The sequence below is a fragment of the Paenibacillus periandrae genome (assembly GCF_022458865.1).
Lineage (GTDB): Bacteria > Bacillota > Bacilli > Paenibacillales > NBRC-103111 > Paenibacillus_S > Paenibacillus_S periandrae.
Genome location: NZ_JAJNMU010000039.1, coordinates 27723 through 45623, shown reverse-complemented (window position 1 = coordinate 45623; position 17901 = coordinate 27723). Strand labels below are relative to the sequence as shown.

Below are 17901 nucleotides of genomic sequence, written 5' to 3'. Positions count from 1 at the left end.
ATGGATACGAACCAACGGACAGAGCAAGAGGATATTGCTTCACCCAAAAGAACAAATGATTTGCTGAAAAAACATAGCCTTGTATTAAAAAAGAGCTTGGGTCAAAATTTTTTGGTAGACCCTAACATTCTACATAAGATCGTAAGCTCGGCAGATCTGGATGAGAATAAAGGCGTATTGGAGATTGGTCCTGGTGTTGGGGCTTTGACTCAACAACTTGCCAAAAAAGCGGGCAAGGTTGTTGCGATTGAGATCGATCAGCGGCTGCTGCCATTGCTCACGGAAACCTTGGCGGGGTACGCTCATGCAAGCGTTATTCATGGCGATATTTTGAAGGTCGATTTGCAGGCGTTATTCCAAGAGCAGTATAAGGATTTTGCACAAGTAAGTGTTGTAGCCAACCTTCCTTATTACATCACAACACCGATTATAATGAAGCTGCTGGAGGAGAAGCTGCCTCTTGAGAACATTGTCGTCATGATTCAAAAGGAGGTAGCCAGTCGGATGTCGGCCAAGCCGGGTGGCAAAGAGTATGGAAGCCTCAGTATAGCTGTCCAGTATTACTGCGAGCCTGAGGTCGTCACGATTGTACCGAAAACTGTGTTTATCCCTCAGCCGAACGTAGATTCTGCTGTCATTAGGCTGAAGGTGCGAGAGAAGCCGGCTGTGGAGGTTGAGGATGAGGCTTTCTTTTTTGATGTGGTTCAGGCTTCGTTCGTTCAACGCAGAAAAACCATCTATAACAATCTGGCAGTCCGTTATTTCACCAAAGAAACCAAGGGACAGCTGGAGGCTATTTTGCTTGAGGCAGGCATAGACCCTGTGAGACGCGGTGAAACGCTGTCTATGGAGGAGTATGCCCATTTAAGCCATTGTTTGTCCAAAGGATTGGCCAAAGAGTAAATCGCCAGTAAATTGTGAGCCTGCTCGGTATTCACCAATGGCTAAGGAGTGCCATAAGATACACGAGGAGGCGATTGCCCATGAAACAAGGAGATCTGGTTACTCGTAGATCTTACGATAATGATATTGTGTTTAAAATTCAGGACGTTATACAGCGGCAGGCTCTTTTAAGGGGAGTCGATTATCGGTTGCTGGCTGATGCGCCTCTGAATGACCTGCTCAGTGCCCCACAGTTGGAATCCTATCCATCTACAAGCAGAGTGCATCCTCCCTGGATGGACATGATTCGCAGTAATGAGGCTCAACCAATGCTGCTGCCATCAATAGACTCGCATGGAGTGAAAGCGACACCTAATGAGAGCATAGCTATGAGATATTTTGAAATACCGGGTAAAGTGCTGCACTTGGACGGAGATCCCGCTTACTTACGAAAATGCATGAACCTGTATGGGGAGCTTAGAGTGCCGGCAGAAGGCTTTTATGTGTCTGAGATCAAGATGGCTGAGGCCTTGTATCGCTTGCTGCCGCAAACGAAGCCGGACATTCTCGTCATTACAGGCCATGACGGTATTCTCAAAAATCGCAGAAGCGATATGAACCAGCTGGGAAGCTATAAAAACTCGTATCATTTCGTTCAGGCGGTCAAGGTGGCCAGACAATATGAGAAAAACAAGGATGAGCTGACCATCATTGCCGGAGCCTGTCAGTCCCACTTTGAAGCGCTGCTGCTGGCAGGTGCCAATTATGCCAGTTCACCGGCGCGTGTGCTCATACATGCATTAGATCCGCTCTGTGTGGCGGCTAAGGTTGCATTTACCCCGATTCGCGATACTGTTAATGTGGCAGGTGTTATAGGCTTGACCCATAGCGGTTTTGAGGGAATGGGCGGCATTGAATCGCGCGGCAGCTTTCGCAGAGGAGTTCCTCAATTTCAATAGGTCAATTGTGCATAGACGCCTTTGGGCGTTTTTTCTTTGGGCAATTATTTGGAGCGACCATACAGAATGTAGGTCCTCTACTTAAGTTTTGACATTTTTGTGAACGTCATTGAACTTTTACACACCTAAAATTGACTCAATTAAGCAAAAATGCCGTTGACAATAGCTTTGGACCACTGCTATAATATTTAAGCTCATTTGACATAACCCCTCTAATGCGGTATACTTTAGTAAGAAAGAGGTGGAGTGGTCAAATGGCTAAAAATGCGCTGTTGGATATCAAACGCAGTTTGGAACCTCATGTCGGACAAAAAATCATGTTAAGAGCAAATGGTGGTCGCCGTAAAACGATTGAACGTTCCGGTGTGTTAGAAGAAACCTACCCATCTGTTTTTATTGTGAAGCTTGATCAGGAACAAAATGCCTTTAAGCGTGTTTCTTACAGTTATGCAGACATACTCACGGAATCCGTTGAAGTTACGGTGTGTCAGGCTGATGGAGAATTACGGATTGCTATACATCAATAATTACATAAACAGCATACCCCTGGCGGGTGTGCTGTTTTTTGTTGCAGTTGCTGCACAATTAAACCTTATCGTATGAGAGCGAGGCAATGGGGGGATACTACAACCATCTTACCGAAGGGAAGGGTTCCGTATGTCACGCAGAGGCCGAAGCCGTGGAGTTATGTCTGAAGGGTTTAAGTATGAGCTTGCAAAGGATTTGGGGTTTTATGAGACTGTACAGCGAGAAGGCTGGGGCGGTATACGTACTAAGGATGCGGGAAATATGGTGAAAAGGGCGATTCAGATTGCCGAGCAGGCTTTAAAGCAGCAATCACAGCCTCCGTTCAGGTGATTTCACAGCGATTCTACTTTGGCTGAAGCATGCATTAAGCGGCTTTAGCTTTTTTTTGTTCGTTTTTTGGTATAGTATAAACATATAGAAGCATAGAGCCGCAAAGAAGGTGTCGTAATGAAGGTTTTTGAGAAGGCTCCGGCCAAAATTAATTTATTGTTGGATGTTTTGCGCAAGCGCGAGGACGGATATCATGAGGTTGAAATGATTATGACGATGGTTGATCTGTCCGACAGAATAGAGATGCAGGAACTGCTTCGTGACACGATTATCATTTCCAGTCAAGCCGGCTACATACCGCTGGACGAGAAGAATTTGGCGTTTCAGGCGGCTCGGTTGATTAAGGACCGTTATGATGTGAAGCAAGGTGTTTACATACATTTGGATAAAAAGATACCGGTAGCTGCAGGTCTGGCCGGCGGCAGCAGCGATGCGGCAGCCACTCTGCGTGGTTTAAACAGGTTATGGAAGCTAAATATACCTGCTGAGGAGATGCAGGTGCTGGGAGCTGAGCTGGGCTCGGACGTGCCTTTTTGTGTTACAGGAGGGACCGCGATTGCTCGCGGCCGTGGAGAGAAGCTGGAGCCTATTGAGGCGCCTCCGCAATGCTGGGTTGTGCTGGCCAAGCCTCCGATCAATGTATCGACATCTGAGATCTACGGAAAGCTGCGTGCCAATCAGATTGCCAATCATCCTTCAGCGTCAGATGTATTGGAGGCCATTCGGTTGAAGCGGTTTGATTTATTGTGCGAGCGGTTGGGCAACGTGCTGGAAGAGGTCACGCTGGATCTTTATCCCGAGGTAAGGCAGTTGAAGGAGTGCATGGTCAGATTGGGTGCGGATGGCGTATTGATGTCAGGCAGCGGTCCGACTGTATTTGGACTGGTCTCTCGGGAAGCCAAAGTGGCAAGAATATACAATGGGCTGCGTGGATTTTGCAAGGATGTGTATGCGGTTCGGCTTTTGACCTAATTAGTAGGAGGGCTGAATGCAGAAATGATAAAATGTTAGTTCTATGTTAGAATAATTTTCATGGACATCTTGAATAAATACGTATAAAAATGGTATATTCTCATTATAATATTCGGATTTTAATGAATTTTACCATGAGGGGGTGCACTATGAAAAAAATGAAAAGAAGTGCAAGGTTGGTCGAAATGACGCAATACTTGCTTTTTCGCCCCCATACACTGATTCCTTTAACTACATTTGCCGACAGGTATAATTCAGCAAAGTCTTCAATCAGTGAGGATTTGGCGATCATTAAGGAAGTGTTTGAGGAGGAGCGGCTTGGCGATCTGCAAACGCTGGCTGGAGCGGCCGGAGGGGTGAAATTTATTCCCAAGGTTTCGAAAGCGTACTCTTTGCAATTCATCCAAGGGATATGCCGACAGCTGGAGCAGCCGGAACGTATCCTGCCTGGCGGATATATGTATATGTCCGATATTATGGGGCAGCCGCTTATTTTGAATGAGGTTGGCAAAATGTTTGCGACAGCATTTGCTGCGAAAGATATTGATGTGGTGATGACCGTCGAAACGAAGGGTATACCGCTTGCTTATGCGACAGCGACCTTTTTAAATTTACCTGTCGTTATCGTACGACGTGATAATAAGGTGACTGAAGGCTCGGCAGTGAGTATTAACTATGTTTCTGGCTCCAACAAACGGATTCAGACGATGTCTTTGTCGCGTCGGGCGATGAAGGAAGAGTCGCGCGTGCTGATTATAGATGATTTTATGCGTGTAGGCGGTACAGTTCATGGCATGATGGATTTATTGCAGGAGTTTAAAGCGACAGTTAAAGGCGTAGGGGTGTTCGTTGAATCCGGTGAGGTAGAAGAGCATCTGGTAGAGGACTACATTTCGCTGGCCAAGCTGTCAGGTGTAGATCCGCGGACGAAGCATATAACGGTAGAACCTGGAAACTATTTTTCTGATGGAGAGTGACTTATGACGATATCTTTGAATACAATTGCGACCGATAAAGCACCAGCAGCCATTGGGCCTTATTCACAAGCTGTTCAATTTGGCAATCTATTGTTTACATCCGGACAAATTCCGCTCGGACTTGATGGACAAGTGGTTGAAGGTGGAATCGAAGAGCAGACCCATCAAGTATTTCGCAATCTGGAGGCCGTGTTGGCTGAAGGTGGAGCGAGTTTCGATACAGTGATCAAAGCAACCGTTTTCCTGAAGGATATGAATCAGTTTGCAAAGGTGAATGAAATCTATGCTGCCTACTTCGGAACGCATAAGCCATCCCGCTCTACCGTGGAAGTAGCCCGTTTACCAAGGGATGTTTTTGTCGAAATAGAACTGATAGCGGCGAGAATTGTCGAATAATTTTTAATTAAATAAATAATTAAAAAAATAGTTAAAATGTTACAAAAAAAAGAAGGATTTAGCACCAAAATGTGGAATTTAAACACCAAGTCTTCTCAAGATGTGAAAAGGTGGTGAACACTAGTGCAAATTACAGACGTAAGACTCCGTCGGGTTAACTCCGAGGGAAGAATGAAAGCCATCGCTTCCATTACCATAGATAACGAATTTGTCGTTCATGACATACGAGTTATTGACGGGAATAACGGGATGTTCGTGGCAATGCCCAGCAAGCGAACACCGGATGGAGAGTTTAGAGATATCGCTCATCCGATTTCTTCAACTACACGCGAAAAAATCCAAGCTGCTGTTCTGGCAGAATACGATTTGGCCGCGTCTGAAACAGAAGAAGAAGCCGTTATCGTTGAAGGAGCATAATACGTATTCCGGGGAGCCTTTCGAGGCTCTCTTTTCTTTTGGTACGGATTCATATAAAATTGAGGTCATAACATGTTCAGGGAAATGGAGTTGACGGATTTGAGTATAATGGGGATTGTACTTGCAGCTGGGCAAGGTAAGCGAATGAAATCTAAATTATATAAGGTACTTCACAAGGTATGCGGCAAGCCAATGGTGGGGCATGTGGTTAGTGCTCTGGAGCAAATAGATGCGAAACGGAAGGTCGTTGTCGTTGGCCATGGAGCCGATTCCGTAAAATCATACTTGGGTGAACGTGTTGAGTATGCGATGCAGGAGCAGCAGCTTGGTACAGGGCATGCTGTTCTTCAGGCGAAGGAGCTGCTGGGCACAGAAGAAGGGCTTACAGTGGTTCTGTATGGTGATACACCGCTTATTACGAATGCGTCCTTGCTGGATATGATCAAGCTGCATCAGGAAACAGGAGCGGCGGCAACTGTGATGACTGCGATCATGGAGGACCCTACAGGTCTGGGAAGAATTATTCGTGATCAGGAAGGAAGGCTCTCGAGCATTGTCGAGCAGAAAGACTGTAATGATCAGGAGCGGGCTATTAAAGAAATTAACTCAGGGATGTATTGCTTTACGAACCGCAAGCTTTTTGATGCGCTGAATAAAGTGACCAATCAAAATGCGCAGGGGGAATATTATTTAACGGATGTTATTGGTATATTGGTCGGCGATAATGAAATTGTTCAGGCTTACTGTACCCATGACGCAATGGAAACACTGGGTGTCAACGATAAGGTGCAGTTGTCTGAAGCCGAGCGGATTATGCGTGCTCGAATTAACAACAAACACATGCTGGCCGGAGTTACCTTGCTGGACCCATTAAGCACCTATATCGAGACGGATGTGCAAATCGGAGCCGATACGATTGTGGCGCCGGGTAGTGTGATTCGAGGAAAAACGGTGATCGGAGAGGATTGCTACATTGGCCCACAGGCTGATATTACGGATAGTACGATAGCTGACGGTGTTCAGGTCAAGTATGCAGTGCTGTCAGAGGCTGAAGTGGGAAATGCGACGGCAATTGGACCTTATGCTTACTTGCGTCCGGGTGCGAAGCTGGGATCGAATGTGAAGATCGGGGATTTTGTCGAGATCAAGAATGCGACCTTGGCTGACGACGTTAAAGTTTCCCATCTGAGCTATATAGGGGATGCCGTCGTAGGGAAAAATGTGAATTTTGGCTGCGGCGCGATCACGGTTAACTATGATGGATTCAATAAACAATTGACTGAGGTTGGCGAGGATGCCTTTATCGGCAGCAACGTGAACTTGATCGCCCCACTGAAGATTGGCAAAGGTGCCTATGTCGTAGCTGGCTCAACAATTACACACGACGTGGAGCCCAACGATGTCGCTATTGCTCGCGAACGTCAGGTCAACAAAGCAGGCTATGCAGCCAAGTTAAGAAGCAAATTTAGCGAGAAGAAGAACAAGTCCTGAGTAACGAGAAAGAAATATATAGTGAGTTAGTACGTGTGTTGGATTAGAATCATCCACGGTGTTTGATTTTCTTTGTTTTGGGGTAATGTAATAGCATATCCGCAAAATCATCGAAATTTGAAGGGGGCACAACCCGTGGTATTAGCATTGAAAGCAGAAGCACGGAGAGGTACAACCAAGTCTGAGCGCAAAGGATTGCGTTCAAATGGAAAAATTCCCGGTGTTATATACGGCTCTAACATTACAAGTAAGGCTATATCGATAGAAGAAAAGCAATTATTGGCATTGCTTCGTACTCACCCTAATGCGATTGTTGAGATGGATGTGCCTGACCTAGGCAAACAGTCTGTGATGATCAACGAAGTTCAACGCGATCCGATTTCTAGATTTGTAACCCATGTTGACTTTCATCAAATCAATATGAATGAGCCTGTTACGGCAACTGTTCGTCTGGATTTTCATGGCGACTCGATTGGTGTAAGAGAAGGCGGTATTCTGCAAATTCAGCATCATGAAATTTCGATTCGTTGTTTACCCGATGACCTTCCCGAATCCATAGTAGTGGATATCAGTGAGTTGGAAGTCGGCAAAAACATTCTGGTGTCCGAGCTGAAGCTATCGAGCAAGCTGGAAATCAAAACCGACGAGCATGATGTACTGGTATCGGTTCTGGCTCCTCAGAAGGCAGAGGAAGAAGTGGAAGCTGAACCAACAGAGGCTTCTGGCGCTGCTGCCGAGGCTGCGGATTCCAAAGCTGAGTAATTGATTGTAATTATCGTTAGATTCAGAAGCGTATCGAATCGTTATTCGATGCGCTTTTTTGTGCTTTTTTGAAAGGTAAAAATGTTTTTAGAAACGGACATGCTGTCCATGTGCAACATGCAGTAGGGTTTGTGGTATGATATATATAAGATATTTGGAAAGCTTGGCAGTCTGGAAGGGGCGCAACTAAAGAGTGAAGTGGATTGTTGGTCTAGGAAATCCGGGCACTCCCTATCAATCGACCCGTCATAACATAGGTTTTATGGCCGTGGATCGTTTTGCGGAAAAGCACGGAATCAAAGTAACACAAAGCAAATGCAAGGCACTGCTCGGTGAAGGCAATGTGAACGGTACAAAGGTATATTTGATCAAGCCGATGACGTATATGAATTTGTCAGGTGAGTCGATACGTGCGTTTATGGATTTTTTCAAAGCGCCGATTGAGGATTTTATCGTCATTTATGATGATCTGGATACTCCGTTTGGGCAAATCAGGCTGCGTTATCAGGGAAGTGCTGGTGGACACAATGGAATTAAATCGACCATACAGCATTTGGGAACCCAGTCCTTTAACCGGATTCGGATGGGAATTAATCGCCCGTTACCGGGCTATAATATTGCAGATTATGTACTCTCTTCTTTTTCCAAGGAAGAATTCAAATCGATGCCTCAGCTGTTGGATACGACCTGTGAGGCTATGGAGTACGCTTTAGGAAATCCTTTTGAAAAAACGATGGCCAAGTTTAACGTATAGTTGATGATGAAGGCTAGCATTTCCCTTTTTGGGTCATAATGAATGAAAAGGAGGTGTTCGCTTTGACCGTTACTTATACTTGCCGTCACTGCCAAACATTAATTGGAGAATTACCCCAGCAGCAGGTGAATGAACAGTTGTTGGGCTTCCATTTCTTGACCCCTGAGGAGCGTCAGAGTATAATATCGTATAGCCCGAATGGAGATGTCAAGGTCAAAGTAATTTGTGACTATTGTAAAGAGGCTTTGGACAGCAATCCGGAGCTATCTTTGATAGTGAGTCCATTGCAGTAATTGCATGAATTCAAGATCCACACGGAAAACAAATGTAGATGATAACGGCCTAGGCTTGGAAGTCTAGGCTTTTTTCAAGTATCAGAACGATGACTCATGTTATGTTCAGGTCAGGGCAATGATGAAGGATTTAAAGATTTCACATATGGCTTATCAAGGGGCCTCACCCGCAACTGGTGAAGCTCCTTATCCCCGTTTGCGGAGGATTTTGATAGTAGGTATATGGGTTTAAATGGGTGAGAGGGGTGTACCGTTTTGCAGGCTTTAATTCAAGCGTTCTCCGCGGATCCTGATTTACAAAGTATCGTTTCGGGCGTTCGCTCGGGGATGAAGGAACAATTATTATCCGGTTTGTCCGGGTCCTCACGGCAGGTCATGCTGGCAGCTGTGTACGAGGAGCTTCAGCGGCCCTTGTTTATCGTCACGCATAATATGTTTTCCGCGCAAAAAATATTTGAAGACTTGGTAGAGTGCTTGCCCAGCGACAAGGTGCTGCTGTTTCCAGCCCAGGAGCTGCTGGCTGCTGAGACAGCCGTAGCGAGTCCAGAGATGCTTGCACAGCGGATTGATGCGTTGACGAGGCTTGCCGCAGATTTTCACGGAATCGTGGTAGTACCTTATGCAGGGATGCGGCGGGTGCTGCCGTATAAAGAAGATGTTGCAGCAGCCCGGATCACGATTCGAGTCGGTCAGCAGATCCCTATGGATGAATTGATTGTCCGTATGGTCGGACTTGGGTATGAGCGTGTGGAAAGAGTTGAAGCCAAGGGAGAAATGAGTGTCCGCGGGGGCATTATTGATTTCTATCCATTATCTTCACCTCAGCCCTATCGTATTGAGATGTTTGATGTTGAAATTGATTCGATACGCAGCTTTGATATAGCGGACCAACGTTCGATTGATAAATTGAATGAGTTGGTCATAACGCCATGCCGTGAGATTGTTGCCGATGGAAAACGTTTACAAGACACGGCTCAGCATGCGTCAGACCTGTTACAGGCGCAGCTGGATAAAATGTCCGACCGCAATGCGAAGGATCGATTGCTCGAAGGTGTTGGACATGAAATCGAAATGATGCGGGAAGGCAGCTTTTTCCCGGGCTTGTTCAAGTATGTTTCATTGCTTTATCCAGAGCGTAAAACCTTGCTGGATTACATGCCCCACGATTCCATCCTGCTTATAGACGAGCCGGCGCGTTTATTGGAAACGGCAAAGCAGCTTGAGCGCGATGAGGCGGAATGGATGACGATGTCGCTGCAGGATGGAAAAAGCATCCCTGCCCTTGTCCTTTCCAAGCCGTATGAAACATTACTGCAGCGCAAGCCGTATCCGACCTTATACATGTCCTTGTTCCTGCGCCAGGTACCGCAAACACAACCGCAAAATATCGTTAATTTTATGTGCAGGGTGATGCAAAATTTTCACGGCCAAATGAATGTGCTTAAAAACGAGATGGAGCGCTGGAAAAAGTCTAACGCTAAAGTGCTTATACTGGCCAATGGCGAAGAGCGTGTGGAGCGGGTGCGCCGCGTATTGGCGGACTACAACATCGATGAGCCGACAATACTCAACGGTAATCTGCAGACAGGGTTCGAGCTGCCTAATATTCATTTGGTTGTCATTACAGAAGGCGAAATGTTCACCCAGAAGCAGCGCAAAGTACGTAAGGTTGACAAGAAGATCGAAAATGCCGAGCGGATTAAAAGCTACCAGGAGCTGAAGCTGGGTGATTACGTTGTTCATGTCAATCATGGTATCGGCAAATTTGTAGGTATCGGGACTCTGGAAGTAGGCGGCATTCACAAGGATTATTTGCATATTTTGTATGCGGGCGGCGACAAGCTGTCTGTGCCTATCGACCAGATCGACTTGATTCAGAAGTATGTTGGCTCTGAGGAAAAGGAACCGAAGGTTTATAAGCTGGGCGGTGCGGACTGGAATCGTGTGAAAAGCAAGGCGCGTTCCTCTGTAGAGGATATCGCCGATGATCTGATCAAGCTCTATGCGGAGCGCCAGGCGACGACAGGCTACGGATTTAATCCGGATAGCACCTATCAGCAGGAATTTGAAGGTATGTTTCCTTACGAAGAGACGTCGGATCAACTGCGGGCAATCAGTGAAATCAAGGAAGATATGGAAAAGCCGCGGCCTATGGATCGTCTGCTTTGCGGAGATGTTGGGTACGGGAAGACCGAGGTTGCTATTCGAGCAGCCTTTAAATCAGCCATCGATGGCAAACAGGTGGCTGTACTGGTACCTACAACTATTTTGGCCCAGCAGCATTATGAGACCTTCCGTGAGCGTTTCTCCGGTTATCCCTTCAATATTCAGGTATTGAGCCGTTTCCGTTCCAAGAAGGATCAAGCGGAGACAATGAAGGGAGTTAAGGCTGGAACCGTTGATATTGTTATCGGGACGCATCGGTTACTATCAGCTGATGTGAAGTTTAAGGACCTTGGTCTGCTGGTTGTTGATGAAGAACAGCGGTTTGGCGTTTCTCACAAGGAAAAGCTTAAGCGTCTCAAAACGAATGTTGACGTGCTGACATTGACAGCAACGCCCATTCCACGTACGCTTCACATGTCGATGTTGGGAGTTCGTGATTTATCTGTTATCGAGACGCCACCGGAGAATCGCTTTCCGGTACAAACATATGTTGTGGAGCATAACACGGGACTCGTCCGTGAAGCGATTGAGCGAGAGCTTGCGCGTGAAGGACAGGTATACTATTTGTTTAACCGCGTTCAGGGCATCAACCAAATGGCTGAACAAATATCGATGCTCGTTCCCGATGCGCGGGTGACGGTAGCGCATGGTCAAATGACCGAGCATGAGCTGGAAAAAACGATCCTGGACTTTTTGGATGGGGAGTTCGACGTTCTTGTGTCTACCAGTATTATCGAAACAGGTGTAGACATTCCCAATGTCAATACCCTGATTGTTCATGATGCAGACCGGATGGGCTTGTCCCAGCTGTACCAGCTCAGAGGCCGCGTAGGACGTTCGAATCGAATTGCTTATGCTTACTTTACGTATCAACGGGACAAAGTACTAACAGAGATCGCTGAAAAGCGTCTGCAGGCCATAAAAGAGTTTACAGAACTTGGATCAGGGTTTAAAATTGCGATGAGGGATTTGTCCATCCGCGGCGCAGGTAACTTGCTCGGCTCGGAGCAGCATGGTTTTATTGCCTCCGTTGGTTTTGATTTGTATTCGCAAATGCTGGGTGAGGAAATTGCCAAGCGTAAGCATGAGATTACCGGGGAAGCGCCAGTGGTGCAAAAGCCATGGTCAACCGTACTGGATATACAATTAGATGCGTACATTCCTGGAGATTATATTTATGATAGTGTGCAAAAAATTGAAATTTATAAAAAGGTAGCAGCTCTCAAAACGTTGGATGAAGTAGCCGAGCTGCATGACGAGCTTGTAGACCGTTTTGGCGACCTGCCGCAGGCGGTGCATCATTTGCTGGCTGTTGCCAGATTGAAGGTATACGGTGCAATGTATGCCATCGAAACGATTTCACAAAAGGCTGCCGATTATGAGATCAAGATTCATGCTGATCAAACCCCTAATCTGGATGGTCAGGCTTTAGCCGCACTGGCAAGCGAATTTGATCAACGATTCAAGCTGATAGCGGGTCCGCAAATCCATATCCAGCTCAAGGGTAAAGGTTTACAGCCAGAAGAATCCATCGATCTGCTCGAAAGGTTTCTGGTACAATATAAGCGAGCTTTGAAATCGAAGGGAGAATTACAGAATGTTATCAATTAAATGGAATCGTGCAAAAAAGGGTCTAATTACATTAGCGACAGTCATGACCGTAGCGGCAGTAGTAGCAGGCTGTGGCGGAGATAAAGCGGGTACAGGAGCAGCTCCAGCGCCAACGCCAACGGAAACACCAGCAAAGGGTGATGCCAATGATGTGCTGGTCACTTATAAAGACGGCGGCAAGGTAACTCGTGGAGAGTTCGATACGTTTGTCAATATTAACACTTTTTTCTATAAGGAGTATGCGCAGTACAAAGAAGATCCAGCATTTAAGCAGGATATGATGAAGCAGCTGGTTACATTCAGAGTATTGTCTGCGCGTGCGGATGACAAAGCGAAGGCTGAGGCTGATACGAAGACCAAGCAGCAGGTTGAGCAAATCAACATGTATCTTGGTATGCAAGAAGGCGGGATGGATAAGCAGTTGAAGGATGCCAATCTGAACGCCAAGGATATTGAACAGTTTATAGGACGCAGCATGCTTGCCATTTCGGCACTTGAATCCAAAGTATCGGAACAGCAGGTCAAGGATGCTTATGATAAGAAACTGGCTGCCGACAAAAACATCTATGATATCGCTACAGTATCCCACATTTTGGTCGGGACTTCAGATGCGGCAACAGGCAAGGAGACCAGAACCAAGGAAGAAGCTATGAAGCGTGCAAAAGAAGTGCAGGACAAGCTGAAGGCTGGCGGTGACTTTGCTGCCTTGGCTTTGGAATATTCCGACGATCCGGGTTCTAAGGATAAAGGCGGTAAGTATGAAAATGTCGAGCTTTCGATGTGGGTGCCTGAATTTAAAAAGGCTGCAGCTGAACTGCCAATCAATCAAATCAGTGATCCCGTTGAAACCAGCTATGGCTATCATATTATGAGAGTTGAATCCCGTAAGACCAAAACGTATGATGAAGTGAAGGAAAGTCTGCGTTCGGAAGCAGCAGAAACTCAAGTGTATGATTTTGTGGAAAAAGAATTGCCGACCTTGATTGAAACCAACACACTGCCGAAGCCTACACCACCACCGGCAGCAGCCCCGGCTCCAACTGCACCAGCAGCTCCACCTGCTGAAGCACCAAAAACAGAGGCGCCAGCAGCAAAGTAATATATTACCAGGGTACCCATATGGGTACCCTGTTTTTATTTCACAATTATGGACATAATGTAAACAACGGCGCCCCGAAGTTACATAGCTAAAAAAAACGGTCGTCTGAATACAAGCCTCACATGCATAAACTGCTGGGAATGAAAGAATACTATGGTTACTTAGTCGAATCCCCATTTGATGTTAGGTATAGAACAGATTACAAATCCAGCAGTATTTAACTCCTCAAGGGAAGCGAGGCATCTAGAATCATGAAAGCAACTGGAATTGTTCGTCGTATTGACGATTTAGGAAGAGTGGTTATCCCCAAAGAAATTCGCCGCACGTTAAGGATCCGGGAAGGTGACCCGCTGGAGATTTTCGTTGATCGTGATGGAGAAGTGATTTTGAAAAAATATTCTCCTATTGGTGAATTAGGTGATTTTGCAAAGGAATATGCAGAATCCTTGTACGAAAGCACCAGCCATACGACCATGATTACGGATCGGGACAACATCATAGCGGTTTCCGGCGGATCCAAAAAAGAATATTTGGAAAAGCAGGTTGGTCCTCTGGTGGAAGCGTGTATGGATAACCGTAAGACCATTCTTGAAAGTGAAGCTGGACAATATGAACTGATTAAGGATCTCCATGAAGCCTACTCATCCTATGTAGTGGCGCCTATTATAGCAGGTGGCGATCCGATCGGTGCGGTCATCTTGTTGAACAAAGACGAACAGGTTAAGATGGGGCAAATGGAAACCAAGATGGCAGAAACGGCTGCCGGGTTTTTAGCTAAGCAAATGGAACAGTAGCACGTCTGATAGCTTGAATAACAAGTCCCCTTATTAACGTAGCTTGTTGAGACGTTGGCCAGGGGGCTATTTTTGATGAAATTAAACGTATGAACGACCCGATGAGAGTGAGTGCATGTCATGTGCTATAATAAGGAGGATTGATGAGACGAAGGGGAAACGATTATGAACAGTAAGCAGAAGCTTCAAGATAAGCAGATGGGATCGATGCTTCTAAAAGGAGCTGTCGTTCTTGGGCTTGCTACAATCGTGTCCAAGCTGATTGGAACCATGCAAAAAATCCCGCTGCAGAACATGGCTGGCGATGCCGTATTCGGTATTTATAACGCGGTATATCCGCTTTACATTTTGATCTTGTTTTTGGCAACAGCCGGATTCCCGCTGGTTGTGTCCAAATTTGTGTCAGAGCAAGTCGCCATGCAGCAATATGAAGAAGCACGGCGTGTGTTGAAGGTAGCCTCATATGTATTGATCGCTTCAGGTTTCACCTGCTTTCTACTGCTTTTCTACGGGGCCGATTGGCTGGCGGAGCTGATGGATGCGAAGCAGACGAGCTTGGCGATTCGCAGTGTGTCATTTGCACTGCTGCTGGTACCTGTTATGTCAGCGCTTCGCGGCTATTATCAAGGTTATCAGAATATGATTCCTACTGCGGTCTCACAAGTGATCGAGCAAACGGTTCGGGTAGCAACCATGTTTGGTTTACTGTTATTATTTATGCATTGGGGCTATGGAGCGGATTGGGTGGCTGCTGGGGCTACCTTTGGTTCGGTGACAGGTGCTGCTGCTGGTCTTATTGTCATGCTGGTCTATCATCGAAAGGCTAAGCGGAAGGACGAGCGGGATCAGAGTGCTGCAGGGGCCCTTACGCCCGTGGAAACCATAACACCGCATCCATCGGACAGTGCGCACGGATTGCAAAGTCTGCAAACCAGAGAAAGCGATTGGAGTCTGGTTCGCAGGCTGCTGCTGTACGCACTGCCAATTTGTCTGGGAACGATTTCACTGCCTATTTTAACCTTGGTCGATTCCTTTACATTGCCGCGTTTACTAAAGCTCCATGGGTTGGATGAGACAGAAGCCCTTTATCAATTCGGCTTGTACAATCATGGACTGCCGCTTGTTCAACTGGTTGCGATGATGGCATCCTCAATATCGGCAGCTCTTGTTCCTTCCATTGCCGCTGCAAAGCTTCTTTCCGAACCAGAGATTCTGAGAAATCGCGCAAGTACAGCGCTGCGGCTAACCTGGGTAATTGGGCTGGCTGCTTCAGTAGGGTTGTCAGTCTTGGCTGAGCCGCTGAATGTAATGTTTTACAAAAGTGCTGATGGTTCTTTTGCGATGAGCCTGCTTAGCCTTACGGCCTTGTTCAGCACGCTTAACATTATCGCAGGTAGTGTACTTCAGGGCTTCGGCGCCGTCGTAGCTCCGGCGCTGTACCTGCTCGCGGCCGCGGCAGCCAAGATCGCGGCGAACGCCGCCCTCGTGCCCCATTGGGGCATCGATGGCGCCGCGCTCGCGGCTGTTGGCGCTTACGCGCTCGCAGGCTTGCTGGCGCTCGCGCACGCGCTGCGCGCGACCGGCGTCACGCCGGCCATCGGCCGTGCCGTGATCAAGCCGCTGCTCTGCGTTGGCTTGATGGCGGCAAGCCTGCTCGCCGTGACGCACGGCTTGCCCGCACTGCTGGGCGCGCTTTCTGTGGCTTTGCCCCCAAGGGGCTCAGCCACAATAGTCGCACTCGCAGGCGTAGCGGTTGGCGCGCTCGTATACATACTCGCGCTGGTTCGCCTCGGCGTTGTCAGCGCCGCCGAGCTGGAGCAAATCCCCAAGCTGCGAGGCAAGCCGCTGGCGCTTCTGCGCAAAGTCGGATTGCTGCGTTAAGTTATAAGCTCTTGCTCGGTTTAAGGAGTTACGTGATTTCTGTTAACGAACGACACCCCTTATTTATACATTGGAGGCGAATAGTATCATGAAACCCCATATTATTATTGTAGGTCTTGGCTCCGGCGACGAGGATCAGCTTACGTTAGGTGTCTGGAAAAAACTTCAAGCTGCCAGCAGGCTGTATCTGCGTACCGATCAGCATCCGATGGTCCAGATGCTGACACGCAACGGAATTACTTATGAATCCTTCGATGCGATTTACGAAAGCCATGACCAGTTCGAGCAGGTATATGAAGCGATAACCGATGAGCTGCTGGCTAAGGCCAAGACAGCTGCTTCCGCCGATCCTTCAGCTGGTGAAATTGTATACGCTGTACCTGGACATCCGATGGTAGCCGAAAAAACCGTTCAGCTGTTAAGGGAGCGTTGTCCGGAAGCGGGCATTCAGCTGACACTGCTGGGTGGGGAGAGCTTTCTCGATCAAGCCTTCCTGCGGCTTGGCTTTGATCCGATAGAAGGCTTTCAGCTGCTGAATGGATCAGATCTGTCATTGTACAGCCTGAATCCTCAGCTTCATACTGTTATTACTCAGGTATACGACACCCTCAGTGCCTCTGATGTCAAGCTATCGTTGATGGAATTGTATCCGGATGAGCATGAGATTGTTGTTGGACATGCCTTGGGTGTAGCAGGCGAGGAACGTATTCATCACATCCCGCTGTATGAGCTGGACCATCTGCAGGATTTTGGTAACCTTTCCTTGGTATGGGTTCCAAGAAGTGATCAGGAAAGGCTGCGGAACCGCACCTTTGCCCGCCTGCATGAAATTGTCGATATTTTGCGGAGTCCAGAGGGCTGCCCGTGGGACCGGGAGCAGACGCACCAATCACTGCGTAAAAACCTGATCGAGGAAGCCTACGAGGTGCTGGAAACCTTTGATGAAGAGGATACAGACCATATGGCCGAGGAGCTGGGCGATTTGCTGCTGCAGGTCATGCTGCATGCACAAATCGAAGCCGAAGCGGGCAGCTTCAACGTCTGGGATGTTATCGCAGGTCTCAATGAAAAGCTGCTTCGCCGTCATCCTCATGTATTTGGAGCGGCTCAGGCAGGTAATGCCGATGAGGCGCTTGTCAATTGGAACCAGATCAAACAGGAGGAGAAGCGCAAGAAGGGGATCGATCCGGAGCAGCTTCCGCTGCTATCCGGAGTGCCTCGTGAGCTGCCTGGCCTGATGAGAGCCTACAAGCTGCAGAAGAAGGCAGCAGCTGTCGGTTTCGATTGGAGCCGGTTGGAGGAAGTTATCGAAGTCGTGGAGTCAGAGCTGTTGGAGCTTAAGGAAGCGATTGCGTCTTTATCCAAAACTGAACAGCAGGAAGAGCTGGGTGATCTGCTGTTTTCTGTCGTCAATCTGGCCCGATTCCTGAAAATTGAGCCTGAGGAAGCCATGAGTGCGGCCAATCGCAAATTTTTTAATCGTTTTGGCTATATTGAGCAGCAGATACGATTAAAGGGTCGGAATTTGGAGCAAACTGGTTTACAAGAGATGGAAGCCTTATGGCAGGAAGCAAAAAAAATATAAAGAT

17 protein-coding genes are annotated in these 17901 nt (G+C 47.3%); all 17 read left to right on the top strand.

What is annotated here, in order from left to right; genetic code table 11:
• The 17 genes from rsmA (at position 1) to yabN (ending at position 17897) form a co-directional block, all read left to right on the top strand.
• Positions 1-903 carry a 16S rRNA (adenine(1518)-N(6)/adenine(1519)-N(6))-dimethyltransferase RsmA gene (gene rsmA / locus LRL21_RS40665; RefSeq protein ID WP_240421499.1) on the top strand — a complete coding sequence of 301 codons (903 nt, stop codon included), beginning with the start codon at positions 1-3 and terminating at the stop codon, positions 901-903.
• A gap of 80 nt (positions 904-983) precedes the next feature.
• A complete protein-coding gene (gene yabG / locus LRL21_RS40660; protein WP_240421498.1) occupies positions 984-1841 on the top strand; it encodes a sporulation peptidase YabG in 858 nt (285 codons plus the stop codon).
• A 254-nt stretch (positions 1842-2095) separates the two neighbouring features.
• Positions 2096-2368 carry a biofilm formation stimulator Veg gene (veg, locus tag LRL21_RS40655; RefSeq protein WP_076237287.1) on the top strand — a complete coding sequence of 91 codons (273 nt, stop codon included), beginning with the start codon at positions 2096-2098 and terminating at the stop codon, positions 2366-2368.
• Between the two features lie 130 nt (positions 2369-2498).
• Entirely contained in the window at positions 2499-2699 is a 201-nt protein-coding gene (locus tag LRL21_RS40650) for a small, acid-soluble spore protein, alpha/beta type (protein WP_076237376.1), read from the top strand.
• A gap of 117 nt (positions 2700-2816) precedes the next feature.
• The gene (ispE, locus tag LRL21_RS40645; protein WP_240421497.1) at positions 2817-3671 is read left to right on the top strand and encodes a 4-(cytidine 5'-diphospho)-2-C-methyl-D-erythritol kinase; all 855 of its coding nucleotides are present in this window, start codon (positions 2817-2819) and stop codon (positions 3669-3671) included.
• Positions 3672-3820: 149 nt separating this feature from the next.
• Positions 3821-4648, top strand: coding sequence for a pur operon repressor (purR, locus tag LRL21_RS40640; RefSeq protein WP_076237291.1), 828 nt, complete (start codon positions 3821-3823; stop codon positions 4646-4648).
• A gap of 3 nt (positions 4649-4651) precedes the next feature.
• Positions 4652-5044, top strand: a complete 393-nt coding sequence (locus tag LRL21_RS40635; protein ID WP_240421496.1) for a RidA family protein — start codon at positions 4652-4654, stop codon at positions 5042-5044.
• Positions 5045-5167: 123 nt separating this feature from the next.
• A complete protein-coding gene (gene spoVG / locus LRL21_RS40630) occupies positions 5168-5461 on the top strand; it encodes a septation regulator SpoVG (protein WP_076237295.1) in 294 nt (97 codons plus the stop codon).
• Positions 5462-5560: 99 nt separating this feature from the next.
• Positions 5561-6952 carry a bifunctional UDP-N-acetylglucosamine diphosphorylase/glucosamine-1-phosphate N-acetyltransferase GlmU gene (gene glmU / locus LRL21_RS40625; RefSeq protein WP_275901141.1) on the top strand — a complete coding sequence of 464 codons (1392 nt, stop codon included), beginning with the start codon at positions 5561-5563 and terminating at the stop codon, positions 6950-6952.
• Between the two features lie 135 nt (positions 6953-7087).
• Complete coding sequence (locus LRL21_RS40620) at positions 7088-7714, top strand: 50S ribosomal protein L25 (protein ID WP_240421495.1); 627 nt, start codon at positions 7088-7090, stop codon at positions 7712-7714.
• Between the two features lie 193 nt (positions 7715-7907).
• Positions 7908-8468, top strand: coding sequence for an aminoacyl-tRNA hydrolase (gene pth, locus LRL21_RS40615; RefSeq protein WP_240421494.1), 561 nt, complete (start codon positions 7908-7910; stop codon positions 8466-8468).
• Positions 8469-8530: 62 nt separating this feature from the next.
• A complete protein-coding gene (locus tag LRL21_RS40610; RefSeq protein ID WP_240421514.1) occupies positions 8531-8761 on the top strand; it encodes an anti-sigma-F factor Fin in 231 nt (76 codons plus the stop codon).
• 255 nt (positions 8762-9016) lie between these two features.
• Entirely contained in the window at positions 9017-12538 is a 3522-nt protein-coding gene (gene mfd, locus LRL21_RS40605; RefSeq protein ID WP_240421493.1) for a transcription-repair coupling factor, read from the top strand.
• A complete protein-coding gene (locus tag LRL21_RS40600; protein ID WP_240421492.1) occupies positions 12525-13637 on the top strand; it encodes a peptidylprolyl isomerase in 1113 nt (370 codons plus the stop codon). Before mfd ends, LRL21_RS40600 begins: the two co-directional genes overlap by 14 nt.
• A gap of 251 nt (positions 13638-13888) precedes the next feature.
• Positions 13889-14431: a stage V sporulation protein T gene (spoVT, locus tag LRL21_RS40595; RefSeq protein WP_240421491.1), complete on the top strand. Its 543-nt coding sequence runs from the start codon at positions 13889-13891 to the stop codon at positions 14429-14431.
• A gap of 165 nt (positions 14432-14596) precedes the next feature.
• Positions 14597-16312 (top strand): putative polysaccharide biosynthesis protein, encoded by a 1716-nt coding sequence (locus LRL21_RS40590; RefSeq protein ID WP_240421490.1) that lies wholly within the window; start codon positions 14597-14599, stop codon positions 16310-16312.
• 88 nt (positions 16313-16400) lie between these two features.
• Complete coding sequence (yabN, locus tag LRL21_RS40585; protein ID WP_240421489.1) at positions 16401-17897, top strand: bifunctional methyltransferase/pyrophosphohydrolase YabN; 1497 nt, start codon at positions 16401-16403, stop codon at positions 17895-17897.
• Positions 17898-17901: the final 4 nt, after the last annotated feature.